Genomic DNA, 20,379 nt, shown 5'->3' with positions numbered 1-20,379 from the left:
CTGGTGCTGGTAGCGCGCGTCCGTCACGTGCTTTTGCGCGTGCGCTGCCTAGCCTGAGTCGACCTTCCCCCCAAAGGTTCATTCCATGCCACAGATACGCATCAGGATTACCGGCAGCGACGATGCCGGCCGTGCCATCCGCGACCTGCTGACAAGCCTCCCCGGTATAGAGCGGGTGGAGGAAATCCAGGACCTCATGCCGCACATGGACGACCCCGACTCCAGCTCCGCCGGCCTGTCTGAAGACGAAGGCCCAGGCATGCGCGTGATCGAGGTCGAAGCGCCTGACGACGCTGCCGCCGAGCGTGTCCGCGAGACGGTCGAAGCCCTCGCTTTCAAGCTGGATGTCCTGGCCGAATTCGAAAGCAACGAGTCCGGCATCGGGGAGTAGTCCCATGCCCAACAGCACCATCATTCCGTGCCTGCAGTACCGCAACGCCCACGTCGCGATCGACTGGCTGTGTGAAGCGTTCGGTTTCGAGCGCCTGACGGTCCACGCCGACGAACGCATCGTCCACCATGCGCAGCTCGTGCTGGAAGGCGGCATGGTGATGCTGGGCTCGGCGCGCGACGAACTCGTTCCTGGCAAGCCGGTGGATCGCTGGCAGCGGCGGATGGTCCAGCCCGACCAGATCGGCGGCCGCGAGACCCAGACCACCTGCGTGATTGTGCAGGATCCGGACGCGCATTACGCCCGCGCCGTGGCCGCCGGTGCGGAAATCATCCGCGATATCGCCGATCAGGAATACGGCGGGCGCGGTTATGGTTGCCTCGATATCGAAGGCCATATGTGGTGGTTCGCCAGTTATGACCCGTGGCGTTCGAGCGCCGACGCCGGTGAGCGCGCCAGCCGGAACGTCCACTAGACGCATCGCCTGTCACCGGGGCACGCGGAGCGCCGGACGCAAGCAAATAATGCTCGCCTTTGGCGAACGCCATTGCGCACAATGGGCGGCTGATCCGGCCGAACGCCATGACCCCTACCAACAAAGCCTTCCTGCAGATCCACTTCTGCGTCCTGTTGTGGGGCTTCACGGCCATCCTCGGCAAGGTGATCACGCTCGCCGCGCTGCCTCTGGTGTGGTGGCGGATGCTGATGGTCACGGCAGCGCTGGCGCTGGTGCCGCGGGTGTGGCGCGGACTGCGCGCGATGCCCGCACGGCTGCTGTGGGCCTACGCCGGCATCGGCGTTTTGGTGGCACTTCACTGGCTGACCTTCTACGCCGCGATCAAGCTGTCCAACGCCTCCATCGGCGCGACCTGCATCGCGCTGGCCACCGTGTTCACTGCGCTGGTTGAACCGTGGCTGGCGCGCAGCCGGTTCTCGCGGCGCGACTTCATGCTCGGCGTGGCCGTCCTGCCCGGAGTGGCCCTGGTCGTCGGCGGTGTGCCTGACGGCATGCGCATCGGCATTGTGGTGGGCGCGGTGTCGGCGTTGCTGGTGGCGCTGTTCGGTTCGCTCAACAAGCGCCTGGTCGAGCATGCCGATCCGCTGACCGTGACCGCGCTGGAACTGGGCGCGGGCACCGTGGCACTGACCTTGCTGGCACCGGTGCTGCCGTATGTCCTGCCGGTGCTGGGCGATACCAACCTGCTCACGCTGCCCAGCGCGCGCGACATCGGCTGGCTGCTGGTGCTGGCGCTGGGCTGCACGCTGTTGCCGTTCGCGCTGTCACTGGCGGCGCTGCGCCACATGAGTGCGTTCTCGGCGCAACTGGCGGTCAACCTGGAACCCGTCTACGCCATCGCACTGGCCATCCTCCTGCTGGGCGAGCAGCACGAGCTGAGCCTGCAGTTCTACCTCGGGGTGGCGATCATCCTGATCGCGGTGTTCATCTACCCGCTGCTGGGCAAGCCGCGTCGCGGTGGACATCCGGAGATGCTGGCCACCGCCGAGTCGAAGATCGTCGTCGATTAGCCCCGGGATCAGATGCGCTGGATGCGGAAGCGCCGGTTCTTGATCCTGCCTTCGCGCAGGCGGGCCAGCGCCGCGTCGGCCTTGCCGCGGGCGACGGCGACATAGGAGCGCCTGGCGAACACGTCGATCTTGCCGATCGCCGAGGACGGCAGGCCCGCATCTCCGGTCAGCGCGCCGACGATGTCGCCCGGGCGCAGCTTGTCGGTCTTGCCGCCGTCGATGCGCAAGGTGACCATCGCCGCCGGAGCGACACCAGTCGCCTTGCCGGCAAGCGGCGTGGCGCGCATCCATTCCAGCGGCGTGCCCGTATGCAGGGCGATCATGTCGGCGCGCGACACTTCCGCGGGGGAACAAAGGCTCAGCGCCAGCCCTTCCCGACCGGCGCGGCCGGTGCGACCGATGCGGTGCACGTAGGTATCCGCGTCCGTCGGGAGCTCGTAATTGACCACCGTGGCCAGGTCCTCGACATCCAGCCCCCGCGCGGCGACGTCACTGGCGACCAGCACGCTGCAACTGCGGTTGGCAAAGCGCAGCAGGATCTCGTCGCGGTCGCGCTGCTCCATGTCGCCGTGCAGCGCCAGCGCCGTGAATCCGTAGTGGGCAAGCGAAGCGACGACCTCCTCGGTGTCGCGGCGCATATTGCAGAACACCACGCACGACTCCGGGCGGAACTGCAGCAGCAGCGCCGCCAGCAGCGGCGTCTTGCGTCCTGGCTCCACTTCGTAGAACAGCTGGCGGATGCGGGTCGGGCTTTCCGACGATTCCACAGTGACCTGCAGCGGCGTGCGCAGCATCGCGCCGGCCAGGGTGCGGATCGCGTCCGGGAACGTCGCCGAGAACATCAGCCCCTGCCGATCTGCGGGCAGCTTGCCGACGATCTCGCGGATCTGGTCCTCGAAGCCCATGTCGAGCATCCGGTCCGCCTCATCCAGCACCAGCGTATGCACGCCGCGAAGATGCAGCGCCTTCTTGCGCAGCAGCTCCTGGATCCGCCCCGGCGTGCCGACCACGACCTGGGGATCGTGGGTGGCCAGCGACGCCAGCTGGGGCGCGAGCGGCATCCCGCCGCACAGCACCGACAGCTTCAGGTTGGGAATACCCAGCGCCAGCTTCCGCAGCTGCCGTCCGACCTGGTCGGCGAGCTCACGGGTCGGACAAAGCACCAGTGCTTGGGTCTGGATCCGGGTCGCATCCACCCGGCTGAGGACACCGAGTCCGAACGCCGCGGTCTTGCCGCTTCCGGTCGGGGCCCGCGCAATGACGTCGCGCCCCTCCAGGATTGCCGGCAAGGCCTGCGCCTGTACCGGAGTGAGCCTGGTATAACCCAGCGCTGCGACACCCTGCAAAAGCTGGGCGGAGAGATCGAGGGTGGCGAAGGAGTGCTCGCGGTCGTTGCTGGTCATTGCGCCATGATCGCAGGTTGCAGCGCTGCATCCGCGATTCACGGTTCATCCCGGCTTGCGTACTGTTCAAGCCGCTGCGACCCTGACCCACCCTTCCGCAGCGACCGCCCCGATGGAATCACTGGAATTCGCACTCGATGACGGTCACGAGTATGTGGAACTGAACCAGCTGTTGAAGCTGGTCGGCCTTTGCGACAGCGGCGGCATTGGCAAGCAGATCGTGGCCAGCGGCGCGGTGGCTGTCGACGGAAAGGTCGAACTTCGCAAGACCTGCAAAATTCGACCCGGCCAGGTGGTCACCCTGGAAGGGGTCGAGGTCCTCGTGCTAGCTCCCGCGATCTAGAGGTCCGTATCGGGCAGCGTGGTATCACCCGCGGAGACACCCTCCGAAGCGCGTTCCGCCGAGGGCACCTGGATTTTGTTCTCGACGCTGCGCACGCCATCGCATGCCGCCGCCAGGTCCTCGATCCGGTGCTTCATCCAGCGCTCGCGAACGGTGCCCGTCAGGGTGACAACCCCACCGGAGACATTGACCGATACGTCGCTGGGATCAACATGCCTGCAGCGGGTGAGGCTCTCACATAGATCCTCGGTGATGCGCTGATCTGAGCGCGTGTAGTTTTTCGGGCCAACGCCGCGGTAACTCGAGCGCCCATAGGTCTGATTCCCCGGCGGCAGGAAGTCGGAATCATCGCCGGCGGCCGTACCGCCGAAGGGCGGCTGGGTCCTGCCCGGCTCGGCGTAGCCCGGGCCCTGGGTGTCGTCCAGATAGCTGTCCGGTCCAGCTCCTGCCCTGCCCTGCCAACGACCGCGTCGCCCGTGGGGCCCACGGCCACCGCGACGAGCGCGGGATTCATCCGACGCGGGCGACCCTTCGCGCTCGCCCATGTCGTCGTAGGCCTCAACCACCTGGTTCCTCTGCATTTCCAGCCAGCGGCGGCCGATGCGCATGTACCCCGCACCCAGATCCGCCACGTCCTGGGCCATGGATTTAAGATCATCTCCGACGTTCTTGCCTGTCACGACAGACCTCCTTTTTCACCGGCGCCGGCGGCGCGTGTGCCGATCAGAGTGCGCGGGTTGGCATTAAGGAGGCGTGGGCAAACCGTGAGAGGGACGCGATCCGCCGCCGTTTGTTGTTCAGCCGGTCGACGTGTCGCTGCGGTTGCGCATGGAGACATTTACCGCAGAGTCGAACTCCGACAACGGGCTCTGCAAAGGGCATTGTGCATCGGGGAAACCGAAGCGTTTGCGCAACTGCAGACCGCAGTCACCCATGCTGCCCACATCCTCCGACGGCGCCTGACACTCGCGGTCAAACGCGCGGAAGAAGGCGTCCTTGCGCTGGACGAAGTCCGCCCCGCAGCGACGGGTCAGTTCGATGCGCTGCAGATCGTCTTCGGCCGCATTACGCCCGTCCAGACCGTAGAGATCCATCTCCTGTGCGGTGAGCAGGCGCAGGCTGCGGTTGGGTACGGTCATCATCAGGTCGGCGATCGCGAACGCCACACCGTTGCGCTGCAGGTACTCGCGGACATCGGCGTGGACGGCCTGCAGTTCTTCCTGCAGCTCCGCGCGTGAGGTAGCCTTGGAGCTGATCCGGATCATCCGGTGGATGCCAACCTTGCCGGCGATCATGCGCATGTCGCCGGCGGCCAGGACCAGCACGCAGGAGCTGTGGCAGACCGCATCCTCGCGTACCCAGATGGTCCACCGCGACGCGCCGATCATGTCGCCGGAACGGATCGCCTCCTCGATCTGGCCCCCGGTGGAGTCGATGTCGAGGATCCGTTTGTGGATGCCCAGCGTGTCGGCGACCTCCACCGTACGCTCGATCAGGGCGGTGAACTCGGCCGATATCTTGCCCTCGTAGCGCAGGCGCATCAGCCCGCCAGCGCCACAAGGCTCCAGTGCCGCGCGGATCTCGGTGTAACCCGGCGACGCCAGCGGCACGCCCTCGCCATTGACGTAGTCGTGATCGCAACTGATCCACGCCTGCCCGGCTTCCAGCGCCATGGGCTGCCAGTCGATGCTTGAGCGGTCGGTCGTGACAGTGACATAGGGATCGTTTGCCACCACCTCGGCGTCCGATACGGCCCCGCCACGCGACTCTCCCTGGGTCTGGATCACCTCGCCGCTGGTCTTCTCGCCGCCCTGCTGCGGACTGCAGGCGGAGAGCATCAGCGCAAGGAAGACGGCGGGAATGCGCCAGTGCGAAGGCATGTGTGGGACCACAGCGGATATGAGCAATCAGTCTAGGGCCGCTTGAGGGCGAACGGCTCAACCGCGCATGAACATTCGTTCTGCTGTCACCGCCGCTACACTGCGGCCATGGCCTGGTTTGTCTATCTGCTGGAGTGCCGCAACGGCAGCGTTTACACCGGTATTACCACCGACGTCCAGCGTCGCTTTGCACAGCACGCAGCGGGAAAAGGCGCGCGCTACACGCGATCGAACCCGCCCCTGCGGCTGCTCGGACATTTTGCCTGCCCTGACCGCAGCAGCGCCAGCCGCACGGAGTGTGCGATCAAACGATTGCCGCCGGCAGCAAAGCGCGCACTGTGCAAGACGTGGCCGAGTGGGTGCTCCGCTGTTCACCTGCATCGCACATCCGCATCGGTAGCGTTGGTTTCGGGAGCGGCGGTATCGGCCATGACGGTCGGATCACCGGAATCGCTCGACGACGAGGAGACCAACCAATGATCAAGTGGGCCATCATATTTGCCGTTATCGGCCTGATTGCAGGCGTGCTCGGCTTCGGCGGCATGGCCGGCGCAGCGATGGGCATTGCCAAGTTCCTGTTCATCGCCGCGATCGTGATTGCTGTTGTGTTGTTCCTGCTCGGCATGACCGTCTACAAAAAGGTCAGATAACGCACTGCCAGGCGCGGCCCGACCCGCCCGCTTGAGGAACCACGAGACACCCGGGCCGGACCCGGGTGTTTTTTTGCGCGCAAAACCGCGTGGATCCGGCGAAGTCGTTTGGGCCACACTTGCAACACTCCCGCCACTGGTCCGCACATGAAGATTGTCGAAGTCCGCCACCCCTTGGTGCAGCACAAGCTCGGGCTGATGCGCCGCGCCGACAACAGCACCAAGTCCTTCCGCGAACTGTCCTCGGAGGTTGCAACCCTGTTGACCTACGAGGCCACGGCGGACCTGGAAACCGAGGCGGTCGAGATCGAAGGCTGGGCCGGAACGTCGCTTACCGTGCGGCGGATCAAGGGCCGCAAGATCACCCTGGTGCCGATCCTGCGAGCCGGCATCGGCATGCTGCCGGGCGTGCTGGAACTGATCCCGGCCGCCAAGGTCAGCGTGGTCGGCATGGCGCGCAACGAAGAGACGCTGGGCGCCGTGGCCTACTACGAGAAGCTGGTCGGCAACATGCACGACCGCACCGCGTTGATCCTTGATCCGATGCTGGCCACCGGCGGCACCCTGATCGCGACGGTGGACATGCTCAAGGCCGCCGGGGCGACCCGCATCAAGGGACTGTTCCTGGTCGCGGCGCCGGAGGGACTGCGGGCTGCCGAAGCGGCGCACCCGGACCTGGAGATCTACACCGCGTCCATCGACGAGCGTCTCAACGAGCGCGGCTACATCCTGCCCGGGCTGGGGGATGCAGGCGACAAGATCTTCGGCACCTGCGCGGACTGAGCGGCACTGTCGATGGGCGCGCCCTGGGCGCTGCCGTTGCCAACGTCGACGCCAACCAAGTCAGTGATTCTGGAGGGCCTCCTCGTGGAGAATGCGGCGGATCTCCAGGATCGCCTGCGGCGTCTCCTGCACGCTGTGCCCCGAGTGGACCACTTTCTCCGACTGCGCGCCCTGCAGATGGGCGCTACGGTAGGGCACCACGCCGTCGCTGGATTCGACCAGGTGCAGGCTCATGTCGTCCTGCCCGACGATGGTGTGGTAGCGGACCCGTGGTGAGATCGGCAGATCCGCGGCCGCGCGGACGAATGGATCGCTATCGCGCAGGTTGTCGATGCTGTTGGGAATGCTCCGGGCGACGCTTGCATCTTCGCCCTGGCCTTCCGCCAGATCCTGTAGCGCCTCGCCAAACTGCTCCAGCAACGTAACCGGCAAGCGGACCAGTCGGCCGATCAGACGTCCCACTCGGCCACTGGCCACCGGGGTCCCCCGATGCGGGGCGGCAATGAAGATCGCCCGGTCGACATTGGGCAGCGGCTGAAAATGCAGCATCGCCTGCAAACGTTGGCGCAGGCGCGCGCCGTGTTCACCCTTGAGTCGACGCTCGTCCAGCAAGGTATCGGTCAGGTGGTCGCCGCTGGCGGACACCAACAGGCGGGCAATCACGCCGCCCATGCTGTGTCCGATCAGCACCATGTGCTGCGAGGCGGGTGCATCCCCGGCCGGATCGAATTGGGCGAGCGTGTCCGTGATCAGATTGCGGATCTGCGCCTGGTTCCACGCAATCGGCATGTTGGTCGGGTAATACACCTGCCAGATCTGGTACCGCTGCCGCAGCTGCCGGTCCCCGGTCAGCTCGTTGGCGACGTTGACCCACGCCTCCGGGCTGCTGCCCAGCCCGTGCAGCATCAGCACGATCCGACGCTGCGGATCGTAGGGCTGCATCAGGTACAGGTGCGGCCGATCAATGCCGCGCTCCCGCCCCAGCATCGATCGCAGCGCCTGCTCGGCGAAACCCGAGCGCGCCAGCCAAAGCCCGTATCCAGCCGTGAAGTTGGCTGCCAGCGGGATTGGCTGGCCACCGATGTCGATCCCGGTCACCCGGAAGGGATCGTGCGGCTCGACCACGGCGTTGCGCGTGTGCAAAACCTGTGCAAGGTTGCCGCCCTCAAAGCGCACCAGTACCGACACCGGTGCGAACGGCATTTCGCTGAATCCCGGCGTCACGGGCACGCCTCCGGACGTCTGCCTGCCGTACGATCCAGCGGATGCGGCCGCCGGCGCGACCACCTCACCCAACACCTGCGCCGGCACCTGGGCGACCATCTCGGCGCCGAAGCCGTCACGCCGATAGGTGCTGCGAAGGCCGGCAAACCGCAACGTGGACGCCGGCACCATGGCTTCCACCTGGGTGGTATGGCCCGGTAGCCGCAAACCTTCGTCGTCCATTTCAATCCGCCACTCGCCCACCGTCGCGGCCACCTGCGGTCCGAATGTGACCCCGGCATCCGCCTTCCAGCGCGCAAAAAGCTGGGTGACGATCTGCTGCACGGCGTAGTTGTAGTAATCGCGGACCTGCGTCTGGCGGTCCTCAAACACCCTCTCATCCGGGCTGCGCTCGGTAAAGAACAGATAGGCATAGGCGTTGCGCGCCGCCTCCAGCCACGCAGCCAACGCGGCTTCGTCAATGGCCTGCGGATTCTTGGGGGTGAGCCCGATCGCGCGCTGCGTCCAGATCTCCGCCAGCGCCGAGATTCGGCGCTCATCCTCCAGGCCCTTTAGCTGCTCGAGGCGTTGCGTGCACTCCGGCACATCCCTGGCGCATTCATCCGGCTCGATGCCTGCCACCCGCAGGGTCTCCTTGCTGACATCGCCCAGCTTGCCGGAACTGAGGACGTCGCCGCGCTTCATGGCGATGTAGTCGCGCGGTCCAAGGGAGGTGACCTTGACCATCGCGCACCCGGCGATGGACAGCAGCAGCGCGGAGGCGAAAATCACCCGTGCCAGGGTGCCCTTCCAACCGGGTTCAGTCGAAATTCTCATCGGGTGCGCTCCATTTCGCCTGTTCTTCGTATTCCCGGTATGCCCTCACGGATCCGGACTGAGAAGTCGACGGCGTCGTCAGCGGCGCGAGCGCGTTCGGTGATGCGTCCGCGCATCCTTAACGCCTGCATGGTCTGGCCTGGGACCAGTGCGTGCTGGTCATAGGCGTAACGGGCGAAATAGCCCGACAGCAGCAAGCGGTAGTCCAGCGGCAAGCCCGGAGCGATCTGCCGGGCGAGAACGAACAGGATCGTGGTGCAGTTGCTGGTCATCGTGTTGTAGAACGCCGGCCTGTGCTGCAATGCAGCCGCCTGTTGCAGGTAGCCGCGAAACACCTGCCGCAACTGCGCCGGCGGGATATCAAGCCGGTACAGATAGACGTCCTCGCGGCGGACATTGCTGCGAACACGCACGATATCGCGCTCGTCGGCCGCCACGATCACCTGCTCGAACTTGCGGAACAACCCGCCCAGCGCCGAGAACGACTCGTCGCGCTCCTTGCGGATCTCCAGCGAGAACACCACCCGGCTGTCATCCTCGAAGCCGAAGGACACCAATGTGTGCGCGATCGCCGGTCCCATCCAGTAGGACATCACCAGGTCGGCCGACACGAGCTTCGCAAGGTCGTACTCACGCGTTTCCCAGCGCGGTGTGTAGTCCGTCGGGGTGCGCCAGTCGAAGTTGCGCACGTTGTACAGGGTTACCCGGTCTCCCGCCACCTCCGACGCCAGCAAACGGGATACGTCATCCGCCCACTCACGATCGTGTTGCGGAGTCAGCGAGAGCCAGCTTCCGAGTACCAGGGCGAAACCGGCGGCGAAGAGGGCCAGCAACATTCGGGCGGCGCGGGAACCCCACGTGTCTGGACGAGACACTACGGAAAGTGTGGCCAAGCCGAGCGCGACCCAGCCGGCAACCAGCACGCCGCGTACCGCCGGACCAAGATGCAACGGATACCACAGCGCAAGAGCTCCCCACGCTGTCGCGGCGATCAACAGCAGACAGACTGCTATCCGCCAGCGACGCGAATGGGACGGACCGGCGGAGAGCGTCATGGTGTGCTCCGATGACCGCGATGGGCTCGATGGTGGATACGATACGCACTGGCCCAATCGGCGCCATCCCCTGTCACGTCGGTGCACGCACGGCTGCGCGCACGCGCGGAAACCAGCCCGAGGGCTTGATTTAGTGCATGCGCCGCCCCAGCTGAAGGGCAGTCAACCGTTTTGCGCCAAGGGACAGCCACGCATGAGCACTACGACAGAAACCCGCAAATTCGAAGCCGAGGTCGCCCAGGTCCTGCACCTGGTGACGCACTCGCTCTACTCGCACAAGGAGATCTTCCTGCGCGAGCTGATCTCCAACGCTTCCGACGCCTGCGACAAGTTGCGCTTCGAGGCGATCGCCAACCCCGCGCTGAATGCCGGCGAGGGCGACCTGCACATCGACATCACTTGGGACAAGGACGCGCGCACCATCACCATCGCCGACAACGGCATCGGCATGAGCCGCGACGAGGTGGTCGCCAACATCGGCACCATCGCCAGCTCCGGCACGCGCCGGTTCCTGGAGGCCATGGGCAACGAGCAGAAAGCCGATGCGCGCCTGATCGGCCAGTTCGGCGTGGGTTTCTATTCCGCCTACGTGGTCGCCGACAAGGTGACCGTCCTCAGCCGCCGCGCCGACGCGCCGGCCAGCGAGGGCGTGAAGTGGGAAAGCGACGGCAAGGGCGAGTACACCCTGGACACCGTTGAGCTGCCCGAGCGCGGCACCACCGTGACGCTGCACCTGAAGGCCGATGAGGATGAATTCCTTGCCGACTGGAAGCTGCGCTCGCTGATCAGCCGCTATTCGGACCACGTCGCCTTCCCGATCCGGATGCAGAAGCCTGCCGATGACACCGGTGACGACGACGCAGAAGATCCGAAGAAGGACGACAGCGCCGGGCCGGAGTGGGAAACCATCAACGCCGCCTCTGCCCTGTGGACCAAGCCCCGCAGCGAGATCAGCGACGAGGACTACCAGAGCTTCTACAAGTCGCTCGGCCACGACTTCAACGATGCGCTGGCCTGGACGCACAACCGGGTGGAGGGCAGCCAGAGCTTCACCACCCTGCTCTACCTGCCCTCGCAGCCGCCGTTCGACCTGATGATGGGCGGCCGCGACGAGCGCAAGGGCCTGAAGCTGTACATCAAGCGTGTGTTCGTCATGGACGCCGCCGAGGAGCTGCTGCCCAACTACCTGCGCTTCGTGCGCGGCGTGATCGACGCCGACGACCTGCCGCTGAACGTCAGCCGCGAGCTGCTGCAGCAGAACCGCCAGCTGGACCGGATCAAGTCGGCCTGCGTGAAGCGCGTGCTGGACCTGATCGAGACGCTCGCCCGCGATGAGCCGGAGAAGTTCGCCACGTTTTACAAGGCGTTCGGCAACACCCTCAAGGAGGGCATCGGCGAGGACCACGCCAACCGCGAGCGGATCGCCAAGTTGCTGCGTTTCGCGTCCACCAAGGGCGAGGCCGGCAAGCAGGTGGTGTCGCTGGACGATTACATCGGCCGCATGGCGACCGGCCAGGACACGATCTGGTACATCACTGCGGAAAGCCACGCCGCCGCGTTCGGCAGCCCGCAACTGGAAGCGTTCAAGGCCAAGGACATCGAGGTGCTGCTGATGTCCGACCGCATCGACGAGTGGATGCTCGGCTCGCTGACCGAGTACGACGGCAAGAAGCTGCAGAACGTCGCCAAGGGCGAGCTGCCGCTGGACGAGGCGGACAAGGCCAAACAGGAAGAGGCGGCCAGGTCAGCTGAACCGCTGGTCGCCCGACTGAAGACCCTGCTCGGTGACCGGGTCAGCGATGTCCGCGTGTCGGCGCGACTGACCGACTCGCCGTCCTGCCTGGCGCTGGCCGATTTCGACATGGCCCCGCACTTCGCCCGCATGTTGCGCGAGGCCGGCCAGCAAATGCCGGAGAGCAAACCGACCCTGGAGATCAACCCGGAGCACGCGTTGCTGAAGCGCGTCGAGGCGGAAACCGACGATGCCAAGGCCGCCGATCTGGCGACCCTGATCCTGGAGCAGGCCGAGATTTCCGCTGGCGCGCCGTTGCCCGATCCGGCCGCGTTCGTGCAGCGAATGAACCGGGTGCTGACGGGGGCCTGAGGACGTCCGCTTATCGTCGACCGACTGCAACACCCCGAGCGCCCCGCCTTTGCGGGGCGCTTGTTTGTGCCCGATGACTACGTGCCCGCTGGTGGCGCGGCCGCGTGACCTATAATTGGCGGCTTTCCGCTCTGTCCGCGCGCCCGTGCGCGCCAAGCCCATGTCCGACGCATCCAGATCCGACGTCTCCAGCAAATCCGACGTCTCCAAGCAGGCGCTGCGCCGCCGCACGTTCGCGATCATCTCGCACCCCGACGCCGGCAAGACCACGCTGACCGAAAAGCTGTTGCTGTTTGGCGGTGCGATCCAGATGGCCGGGTCGGTGAAAGGCCGCAAGGCCGCCCGCCACGCCACCTCGGACTGGATGAAGCTGGAGCAGGAGCGCGGCATCTCGGTGACCAGCTCGGTGATGCAGTTCCCCTACGACGGGCGCATCGTCAATTTGCTCGACACCCCGGGCCACGCGGACTTCGGCGAGGACACCTACCGCGTGCTGACCGCCGTGGACTCCGCGCTGATGGTGATCGACGTCGCGAAGGGCGTGGAGGAGCGCACGATCAAGCTGATGGAGGTCTGCCGGCTGCGCAACACGCCGATCATGACCTTCATCAACAAGCTCGACCGTGAGGGCAAGGAGCCCATCGAGCTGCTCGATGAGGTCGAGAGCGTGCTCGACATCCAGTGCGCGCCGGTGACGTGGCCGATCGGCATGGGCAAGCGCCTGAAGGGCGTCGTCCACCTGCTGACCGGCGAGGTGCACCTGTACGAGCCGGGGCGTAATTTCACCCGCCAGGATTCGACGATCTTCAAATCGATCGATGATCCCGCGTTCGAGCAGCGCATCGGCGCCGCCGTGCTGGCCGAACTGCGCGACGAGCTGGAGCTGGTCCAGGGCGCCAGCCATCCGTTCGACATCGAGAAGTACCTGTCCGGCGAACAGACACCGGTGTTCTTCGGCTCGGCGGTCAACAACTTTGGCGTGCAGTTGTTGCTGGACTTCTTCGTCAACAACGCGCCCGCGCCGCAGCCCCGGGAAACCACGACCCGCGATGTCGATCCGACCGAGGAGAAGCTCACCGGGTTCGTGTTCAAGATCCAGGCCAACATGGACCCGCAACACCGCGACCGGGTGGCGTTCATGCGCGTGTGTTCGGGCAAGTTCACCGCCGGCATGAAGGCCTTCCACGTGCGCACCGGCAAGGAGCTCAAGCTGGCCAATGCGTTGACCTTCATGGCCAGCGACCGCGAAATCGCCGAGACCGCCTATTCGGGCGACGTGCTGGGCATCCACAACCACGGCACGGTGTCGATCGGCGACAGCTTCAGCGAAGGCGAATCGATCACCTTCACCGGCATCCCCAACTTCGCTCCCGAGCTGTTCCGGCGCGCCCGCCTGCGTGATCCACTCAAGCTCAAGCAGCTGCAGAAGGGGCTGGCCCAGCTCAGCGAGGAAGGCGCGACCCAGTTCTTCCGCCCGCTGATGAGCAACGACCTGATCCTGGGCGCGGTCGGCGTGCTGCAGTTCGAGGTCGTCGCCTACCGGCTGAAGGCCGAGTACGGGGTGGATGCGATTTTCGAGCCGGTCAGCATCTCCACCACGCGCTGGATCCGCTGCGCGAGCGAACGCAAGCTGGAGGAGTTCCGCGACAAGAACGCCAGCCACCTGGCGCTCGACGCCGCCGACCAGCTGGTCTATCTGGCGCCCACGCGGGTCAACCTGCAGCTCGCTCAGGAGCGCGCACCGGACGTCGAGTTCCTGGCCACCCGCGAGCAGGCCCACACCTGATCGCATCGGCGCTCGGGTCCCGACCGCGGATCGGGGCCTGAACCCTGGCGGCGCCATTTCACCGGCGTTTTACCGTGGAGTGCGGATGGTTGGGCCATTCCACGCTATCCGATCTCCCCCATGCCCGAGTCGCCGCCTGCCACCCCACCCGATTCCGAACCAGCCCCGCGAGGCGCGGCGGGCTCGACCGAATGGTGGCAGCAACCCCGACGCCACCCGTGGTGGACGGCGCTCGCGGTGGTCGTGCTTGGCCTGATCGTGCTGGTCGCGCTGTGGGACTGGAACTGGTTCAAGGCGCCGGTCGAGCGCCAGGTGGAAAACCGCACCGGACGCGAGTTCAGGATCAAGGGCGATCTCGACGTCGACCTGGGCTGGACGCCGACAATCCGCGCCAATGACGTGCACTTCGCCAACGCCAAGTGGGCGCGCAATCCCGAGATGGCCAGCGCCGAGCAGCTGGAGCTGTCGATCGACGTGCTGCGCCTCCTGCGCGGCAAGGTGCGCATACCCCACCTGCGCCTGGCGCAACCGCACGTCTCGCTAGAAGCCAACCCGGAAGGCGGCGGCAACTGGCAGCTGCGCAACAGCGGCGGCGGCGACAGCAATCTCGAGTTTCGGCGGGTATGGATTTCCCGTGGCGAGCTGGTGTTCCTCGACGAAGCGGACAAGACCGACATCAAGGTGGGCGTGACCAGCGCCGCGGCCAAGGAAGCCGGCAACGCACCACCCATCCAGGTGAAGGGCGGCGGCCAGTGGCGGGGCAACGAATTCACGGTGGAAGGCACGGCTGAGTCGCCCGTGGAACTGCGCGATGTCGATTCGCCCTACCAGATCGACGCGCGCGCCCAGGCGGGCGCGACCAAGGCGCACGCACGCGGCACACTCCTCGACCCGCTTCGCATGCGCGATTTCGATCTCCAGCTCAACCTGTCAGGCAAGAATCTGGACGACCTCTATCCGCTGATCGGAGTCGCCTTGCCGCCGACCCCGCCCTACACCCTGGAGGGCCGCCTCACCCGCGACATCAACGGATCCAGCACCACCTGGCACTACGACAAGTTCAGCGGGACCGTAGGTGACAGCGACCTTGCCGGCAGCGCGGCATTCACCACGGGTGGTGATCGCCCCCTGCTAAAGGCGGACCTGCATTCCAAACGACTGGACTTCGACGACCTGGCCGGGTTGGTCGGCGGCGCGCCGCAAACCGGTCCCGGAGAAACCAGCAACCCTGAGCTGACAGCGAAAGCCGCGGAGATGAAAGCCCGCCAGCGCGTGCTGCCCGACACGCCCTACAGACTGGAAAAGATGCGTGCGATGGACGCCGACGTCAGCCTCAAGGCCGATCGTATCAATGCCCCTTCGCTGCCACTGGACAACATGAACACCCGTTTGTCCCTGAATGCGGGTCTTCTGGTGCTTGACCCGCTCGACTTCGGCGTCGCGGGCGGCAAGATCCAGTCCACGGTGCGGATGGACGCACGCGAATCCGATATCCGCACCCACGCAAAAGTGCAGGTGCGCGGGCTGGACCTGTCCCGGATGCTGCCCAAGGTGGAGTCGCTGCAGAACGCCATTGGCAAGATCTCCGGCCATGTCGACCTCACCGGCCATGGCAACTCGATCGCCGCGATGCTGGGCAGCAGCGACGGTCAGGTCGAGATCGGCATGGGCAGCGGCAAGATCAGCAACATGCTCATGGAAATGGCCGGCATCGACATCGCCGAGATCATCAAGTTCAAGCTGACCGGTGATCGACTGATTCCGATCCGCTGCGCCTTCGGTGAGTTCAAGGTGGCCGATGGCACCATGACCGCCGGCGCGTTCGCCTTCGACACCACCGACACCATGCTCCTGGGGGAAGGCACCATAGATCTGAAGAACGAACAGCTGGACTTGATTATCCGCCCGCGTCCCAAGGACCGCAGCATCCTCGCCTTCCGCGCGCCGCTGCTGGTGGACGGCAGCTTCAAGCATCCGGGCATCAGACCGGACCTCAAGCGCGTGGGACTGCGCGGGGCCATCGCACTGGCGCTTGGGAGCATCGCGCCGCCTGCCGCCCTGTTGGCCACCCTGGAGCTTGGGCCGGGTGAAGACGCGGGTTGCGGCGGCCAGTACGCGAAGTGAGCGCAGCCGCGTGGACGCGGCCGCTGCGGCTCAGCTTTCGATGTAGCGCTGCATCTGCACCAGTTCCTGCTGCTGGTCCTCGATCACCGCCTTCACCAGGTCGCCAATGGACACCACCCCCATCACCTTGCCGTCGGCCATCACCGGCAGGTGGCGGATGCGCTGGTCGGTCACCAGCGCCATGCAGTGCTCGGCGGTGTCTTCCAGACCGACGGTGTGCATGTCGGTGGTCATCACCTCGGAGACCGCCGTGGTCTTGGAAGAGCGGCCCTGCAGGATGATCTTGCGGGCGTAGTCACGCTCCGAGATGATCCCGGCCAGCCGCCCGTTGTCGAGAACCAGCAGCGCTCCCACACGCTTCTCCGCCATCAACCGGATCGCATCGATCATCGGCGCGTCCGGGGCGATCGCATAGACCTCAGGGGATTTGGCTTCCAGCAGATGCCTTACGTTGCGCATGGCGCTCTCCTTCCATATCGGGTGCCTGATCCGAGCATACCCCCGCCGCCGGCTGCCAGGCATCCACGAGGTAGAGCGGGCGCTGCTTGGACTCCTCGTACAGACGTCCGAGGTATTCCCCGATCAGTCCCAGGGCGATCAGTTGCACGCCGCCCAGGAACAGGATTACCGCCATCATGGTCGGCCAGCCCTGCACCGCGTCGCCCCACAGCAGTGCCTTCCCGATCACCCAGGAGCCGTAGCCGAAGGCCAGCAAAGCGGTCGCCAGACCCAGGTAGGTCGCCAGCCGCAGGGGCGCCGTCGAAAAACTGGTGATGCCTTCCAGCGCAAGGTTCCACAAACGCCAGAAATTGAACTTGGTCTCGCCGGCGGCGCGCGGGCCACGGTGATAGGGCAGCGCGATGCGGTTGAAGCCCACCCAGCCGAACAGGCCTTTCATGAAGCGGTGGCGTTCGCGCATCTGTCCCAATGCGTGCAGCGCGCGCGGTGACAGCAGCCGGAAGTCGCCGGTGTCTGCTGGGACAGGCGTCTTGGACAGTCGCCCCATCACCCGGTAGAAGGCGTGGGCCGTGGCACGCTTCAACCAGCCCTCGCCCTCGCGCGCCAGGCGGGTGCCGTGGACGTCGTCGTAGCCCTCCAGCCAAAGCGCGACGAACTGTGACGCCAGCTCCGGCGGATCCTGGCCGTCGGCGTCAAGGATCAGGGCCGCACCACGGACCACGCGGTCCAGGCCTGCGGTCAGCGCCAACTCCTTGCCGAAGTTGCGCGACAGGCGCAGCAGGGAGACGCGGCCATCAAGTGCCGCCAGCGCCTGCATCACCGCCCATGTCCCGTCGCTGCTGCCATCGTCGACGTAGAGGATCCCGCCGCTGATGCCGTGGTCGTGAAGCACGCCATCCAGCGCACCGGTCAGGCGGGGTTGCAGCAACGGCAGACTGTCCGTCTCGTTGAAGGCGGCCACCACAAGGGTCAGGTGCTTGTCAGGACTGGCAGGGGCGGTCATCGCGGCATGGTAGCCGACCGCCGGATGCTCAATGGGCAACTGCGCCCATCGTCCCTGCATCCGGCGAGTGCCTCACTCGAACTGATCGAGGTAGGACTGGCCGCCGATCTGCCGCATTTGCCGCTGGATCTGTAGCGTCCGGCGCTGGACATACGGACCGGGCCGGTCGGCGCTGTAGCGCTTCGGGCTCGGCAACACCGCGGCCAGGCGCGCGGCCTCGGCCGCCGACAGCTGGCCTGCGTCCTTGCCGAAATATTTCTGTGCCGCAGCCTGCGCACCGTAGACGCCATCGCCGAACTCGGCGACGTTCACATACACCTCGATGATCCGCGCCTTCGGCCACATCAGCTCGACCAGCGCCGTGTACCAGGCTTCCAGGCCCTTGCGGACCCAGCTGCGCCCGCTCCAAAGGAACAGGTTCTTAGCCGTTTGCTGGCTGATCGTACTTGCACCGCGCAAACGACCGCCGTCCTCGTGGATCTCGCGCGCCTTGCGGATCGCTTCCAGATCAAACCCGTGGTGGTCGGCGAAGCGCTGATCCTCGGAGGCAATCACCGCCAGCGGTAGGTTGGAGGATATGTGGCCACGGTCTCGCCACGCGTAGTACAGGCGGAAGTCTCCCTCTCCGTGGGTCCACGCCGAGATCTGCCGCGCCAGCATGAAAGCGCTGGTCGGTGGATCCACAAACCGCAGTGCACCCACCTGGACCACGCTGACGAGCAGCAGGAGCAGGGGCAGCCCGAGCACCCATCGCAACCACCGGCGCTTGCGTGGCCGGGATTCAGATTGGTGCCCGGCGTTCGGCTGTTCCCCGTCTTGCGCCTTGCTCATCACGCCCCCACCTTGAATGGTCAACCCGAATTAGCCGGCATTATCGACCACGTGCCCGGTCACGCGAGCATTCCATGTCCCAAGCAACCGATACCCCAAATCTGACGCCCGGCGCAGCCAGCGACCGGCTTACCCGTTTCATGATCGACCGCGCCGGGGTGCGAGGCGTGCATGTGGACCTGCAGGAGACATGGCAGCACATCCGCAAGCTGATGGCTGATGTCGCCGCACACGCACCGGGCGCCGTCGAATTGCTGGGTGAAGCGACCGCCGCTGCCGCGTTGTTCACCGGTCACATCAAGATCGACGGCCGGCTGTCGGTCCAACTGCGCAGCAGCGGCCTGCTGCGGACCTTGTTCGTGGAGTGCACATCGGCGGGAACCCTGCGCGGCATCGTCCGGCTGGATCCAGAACACGAGGGCGGCGATTCGCCCGACGCCAGCGGCATCACCGGCAACCTGCGTGATCTTGGCGAGGACGCCGTCCTGGCGATCACGATCGAGAACCCCTCTGTGGGCGGGCGCGATCCCGTCCGTTACCAGGGCATGGTGGCGCTGGATGCCGACTCTTTGGGCGATGCGTTCGAAGGGTACTTCCGCCAGTCAGAACAACTGCCGACGCGCCTGCTGCTGGCCGGCAACGACGAGCGTGTGGCCGGACTGATGCTGCAGAAGCTCCCGGGTGATGAAGGTGACCAGGACGGCTGGACCCGTGCCGGTGCCCTTTTTGACACGCTGGGCCGTAACGAACTGCTGGGAGTGCCGGTCGAAGAACTGTTGAACCGGCTGTTCCACGAGGATGGTGTCCAGATGATGGGCGACCGGCCCTTGTCGTTCGCGTGCTCCTGCTCGGTTGAACGGGTAGAGTCGATGCTGGTATCGCTGGGGAGCGATGAGGCAATGGCGGCTGCGGATGATGGGGAGGCGCAGATACGTTGTGAGTTCTGTGGTGCGGACTACCGGTTCACCCGGGACCGGATTCAGGATCTGCTCGATATCCATGCCCAGCAGGTCGCTCCGCCGGACCGGTTGCAATGACCACGATTTCACGCCATCTTGATTGTTAAAGAAACATAAACACCGTAGTATCGATGATCCAGTACGGGGGAACTCAGCCTGCCCAGCCAGGTCGAATCTGTGTCATGAATAGCCGCCTCTTCCAACTGTCGCTGACCCTGCTCCTCGCCTTCGGCGTGGCGGCGGGCGCGCATGCGCAGTCGCCGAAGAAGGCCAAACGCGCTGACACCACCGTCCTGCCGGTCTGGAACAACACCAGCGGCAAGCTGGAAGCCCTGCTTTTGCTGGAGCCAACCGGAACATCTTCCACGGGTGCGCGCTGGCGTGTTGGCAGTACAACCCTGGACGCCGCATTCGGACTCGAGAGTGGCAACACCCTCGGGCTGGTCTGCGACCGCAGCAGCGGCCTGGCCGGCACAATAGGCAATCTCGCCAATCACTGCCTGCTGGCCGCGATGGACGATGAGCGCCACGAACGCCTGACGGCCGGCACCAGCATCGGCAACCGCTCTACGCGCTTCGGCGTATCGGTAGGCAAAAGCCGCGACACCCTGCCCGCCTGGCTGACGCCCGGCAATCCCAGCAGCCAGGTCAACCAGAACACGCTGACCGTGTACGGCAAGCAGAACATCGGCAGCGAAGCCACCGTGTCCATTGGTGGCACCTGGGCGCGGGCACGCCTGATTCCGGCCGGAGATGCCCCGGCAGCACTCGCCGACCGCTGGAGCAGCCGCACCCTCACCGTCGGTGCGGGGTACGGCGACTTCGACGCGAACATCATAGGCCGCGTCGTGGATACACCCACGCAGCCCGGCGGATGGGAAGGGCTCGGAATCGGTCTGACCTGGCGCACCCCATGGAGTGGCAGCCTGACGGTCGGCGCCGAGAAGATCACCCGTGGCAGCAATCCGTTCGCGGCAAACGCGGACGCCGACGAGGGCACCGTACCCTACGTCCGCTACGAGCAAGACCTCTAAGGCGCAA

The 20,379-nt window shown here is 65.7% G+C and carries 20 protein-coding genes; 12 read left to right on the top strand and 8 right to left on the bottom strand.

The window, feature by feature from the left end:
* Nucleotides 1-85 precede the first annotated feature (85 nt).
* The 3 genes from INQ42_RS03685 (at nucleotide 86) to INQ42_RS03675 (ending at nucleotide 1,918) form a co-directional block, all read left to right on the top strand.
* Entirely contained in the window at nucleotides 86-391 is a 306-nt protein-coding gene (locus INQ42_RS03685; RefSeq protein ID WP_194035195.1) for a hypothetical protein, read from the top strand.
* A gap of 4 nt (nucleotides 392-395) precedes the next feature.
* Nucleotides 396-866 (top strand): VOC family protein, encoded by a 471-nt coding sequence (locus INQ42_RS03680; protein WP_194035194.1) that lies wholly within the window; start codon nucleotides 396-398, stop codon nucleotides 864-866.
* A 107-nt stretch (nucleotides 867-973) separates the two neighbouring features.
* Nucleotides 974-1,918 (top strand): DMT family transporter, encoded by a 945-nt coding sequence (locus tag INQ42_RS03675; RefSeq protein ID WP_194035193.1) that lies wholly within the window; start codon nucleotides 974-976, stop codon nucleotides 1,916-1,918.
* A gap of 8 nt (nucleotides 1,919-1,926) precedes the next feature.
* Here the strand turns inward: INQ42_RS03675 and dbpA are convergent, their stop codons facing one another.
* Nucleotides 1,927-3,321, bottom strand: a complete 1,395-nt coding sequence (dbpA, locus tag INQ42_RS03670; RefSeq protein WP_194035192.1) for an ATP-dependent RNA helicase DbpA — start codon at nucleotides 3,319-3,321, stop codon at nucleotides 1,927-1,929.
* A gap of 112 nt (nucleotides 3,322-3,433) precedes the next feature.
* Here dbpA and INQ42_RS03665 point away from each other — a divergent pair, with 112 nt between their 5' ends.
* Nucleotides 3,434-3,664: an RNA-binding S4 domain-containing protein gene (locus INQ42_RS03665; protein WP_194035191.1), complete on the top strand. Its 231-nt coding sequence runs from the start codon at nucleotides 3,434-3,436 to the stop codon at nucleotides 3,662-3,664.
* On the opposite strand, the gene INQ42_RS03660 is transcribed toward INQ42_RS03665, so the two are convergent.
* The gene (locus tag INQ42_RS03660; protein WP_194035190.1) at nucleotides 3,661-4,344 is read right to left on the bottom strand and encodes a BON domain-containing protein; all 684 of its coding nucleotides are present in this window, start codon (nucleotides 4,342-4,344) and stop codon (nucleotides 3,661-3,663) included. The two genes, INQ42_RS03665 and INQ42_RS03660, sit on opposite strands and share 4 nt — an antisense overlap.
* A gap of 117 nt (nucleotides 4,345-4,461) precedes the next feature.
* On the bottom strand, nucleotides 4,462-5,544 hold the full coding sequence (locus INQ42_RS03655) for a COG3904 family protein (RefSeq protein ID WP_194035189.1): 1,083 nt from the start codon (nucleotides 5,542-5,544) through the stop codon (nucleotides 4,462-4,464).
* Between the two features lie 108 nt (nucleotides 5,545-5,652).
* On the opposite strand from INQ42_RS03655, the gene INQ42_RS13080 reads away from it, so the two are divergent.
* The 3 genes from INQ42_RS13080 (at nucleotide 5,653) to upp (ending at nucleotide 6,977) form a co-directional block, all read left to right on the top strand.
* Complete coding sequence (locus INQ42_RS13080) at nucleotides 5,653-6,024, top strand: GIY-YIG nuclease family protein (RefSeq protein WP_194035188.1); 372 nt, start codon at nucleotides 5,653-5,655, stop codon at nucleotides 6,022-6,024.
* Nucleotides 6,021-6,194, top strand: coding sequence for a DUF1328 domain-containing protein (locus tag INQ42_RS03645; protein ID WP_043957803.1), 174 nt, complete (start codon nucleotides 6,021-6,023; stop codon nucleotides 6,192-6,194). Before INQ42_RS13080 ends, INQ42_RS03645 begins: the two co-directional genes overlap by 4 nt.
* A gap of 147 nt (nucleotides 6,195-6,341) precedes the next feature.
* Nucleotides 6,342-6,977: a uracil phosphoribosyltransferase gene (upp, locus tag INQ42_RS03640; protein ID WP_194035187.1), complete on the top strand. Its 636-nt coding sequence runs from the start codon at nucleotides 6,342-6,344 to the stop codon at nucleotides 6,975-6,977.
* 60 nt (nucleotides 6,978-7,037) lie between these two features.
* Here the strand turns inward: upp and INQ42_RS03635 are convergent, their stop codons facing one another.
* Both INQ42_RS03635 and INQ42_RS03630 read right to left on the bottom strand, forming a co-directional pair.
* A complete protein-coding gene (locus INQ42_RS03635; protein WP_194035186.1) occupies nucleotides 7,038-9,017 on the bottom strand; it encodes an esterase/lipase family protein in 1,980 nt (659 codons plus the stop codon).
* Nucleotides 9,014-10,072: an Lnb N-terminal periplasmic domain-containing protein gene (locus INQ42_RS03630; RefSeq protein ID WP_194035185.1), complete on the bottom strand. Its 1,059-nt coding sequence runs from the start codon at nucleotides 10,070-10,072 to the stop codon at nucleotides 9,014-9,016. The genes INQ42_RS03635 and INQ42_RS03630 overlap by 4 nt, the downstream gene beginning before the upstream one ends.
* A gap of 193 nt (nucleotides 10,073-10,265) precedes the next feature.
* Between INQ42_RS03630 and htpG the strand changes: the two genes are divergently transcribed.
* The 3 genes from htpG (at nucleotide 10,266) to INQ42_RS03615 (ending at nucleotide 16,086) form a co-directional block, all read left to right on the top strand.
* Complete coding sequence (gene htpG / locus INQ42_RS03625; protein ID WP_194035184.1) at nucleotides 10,266-12,176, top strand: molecular chaperone HtpG; 1,911 nt, start codon at nucleotides 10,266-10,268, stop codon at nucleotides 12,174-12,176.
* Between the two features lie 160 nt (nucleotides 12,177-12,336).
* Nucleotides 12,337-13,962, top strand: a complete 1,626-nt coding sequence (locus INQ42_RS03620; RefSeq protein WP_194035183.1) for a peptide chain release factor 3 — start codon at nucleotides 12,337-12,339, stop codon at nucleotides 13,960-13,962.
* A gap of 120 nt (nucleotides 13,963-14,082) precedes the next feature.
* On the top strand, nucleotides 14,083-16,086 hold the full coding sequence (locus tag INQ42_RS03615) for an AsmA family protein (protein ID WP_194035182.1): 2,004 nt from the start codon (nucleotides 14,083-14,085) through the stop codon (nucleotides 16,084-16,086).
* Between the two features lie 30 nt (nucleotides 16,087-16,116).
* On the opposite strand, the gene INQ42_RS03610 is transcribed toward INQ42_RS03615, so the two are convergent.
* The 3 genes from INQ42_RS03610 to mtgA all read right to left on the bottom strand — a co-directional run bounded on the left by INQ42_RS03610 (nucleotide 16,117) and on the right by mtgA (nucleotide 18,379).
* A complete protein-coding gene (locus INQ42_RS03610; protein WP_194035181.1) occupies nucleotides 16,117-16,545 on the bottom strand; it encodes a CBS domain-containing protein in 429 nt (142 codons plus the stop codon).
* Nucleotides 16,505-17,548 carry a glycosyltransferase family 2 protein gene (locus INQ42_RS03605; RefSeq protein ID WP_194035731.1) on the bottom strand — a complete coding sequence of 348 codons (1,044 nt, stop codon included), beginning with the start codon at nucleotides 17,546-17,548 and terminating at the stop codon, nucleotides 16,505-16,507. The genes INQ42_RS03610 and INQ42_RS03605 overlap by 41 nt, the downstream gene beginning before the upstream one ends.
* A 72-nt stretch (nucleotides 17,549-17,620) precedes the next feature.
* Entirely contained in the window at nucleotides 17,621-18,379 is a 759-nt protein-coding gene (mtgA, locus tag INQ42_RS03600; protein ID WP_194035180.1) for a monofunctional biosynthetic peptidoglycan transglycosylase, read from the bottom strand.
* A 74-nt stretch (nucleotides 18,380-18,453) separates the two neighbouring features.
* On the opposite strand from mtgA, the gene hslO reads away from it, so the two are divergent.
* Together hslO and INQ42_RS03590 are read left to right on the top strand one after the other, a co-directional pair.
* Nucleotides 18,454-19,416 (top strand): Hsp33 family molecular chaperone HslO, encoded by a 963-nt coding sequence (gene hslO / locus INQ42_RS03595; protein WP_194035179.1) that lies wholly within the window; start codon nucleotides 18,454-18,456, stop codon nucleotides 19,414-19,416.
* Between the two features lie 104 nt (nucleotides 19,417-19,520).
* A complete protein-coding gene (locus tag INQ42_RS03590) occupies nucleotides 19,521-20,372 on the top strand; it encodes an XOO1806 family protein (RefSeq protein WP_194035178.1) in 852 nt (283 codons plus the stop codon).
* Nucleotides 20,373-20,379 lie beyond the last annotated feature (7 nt).

Source organism: Lysobacter avium (genome assembly GCF_015209745.1).
Classification (GTDB): domain Bacteria; phylum Pseudomonadota; class Gammaproteobacteria; order Xanthomonadales; family Xanthomonadaceae; genus Novilysobacter; species Novilysobacter avium.
This window is presented reverse-complemented; position numbering and strand designations above follow the sequence as displayed.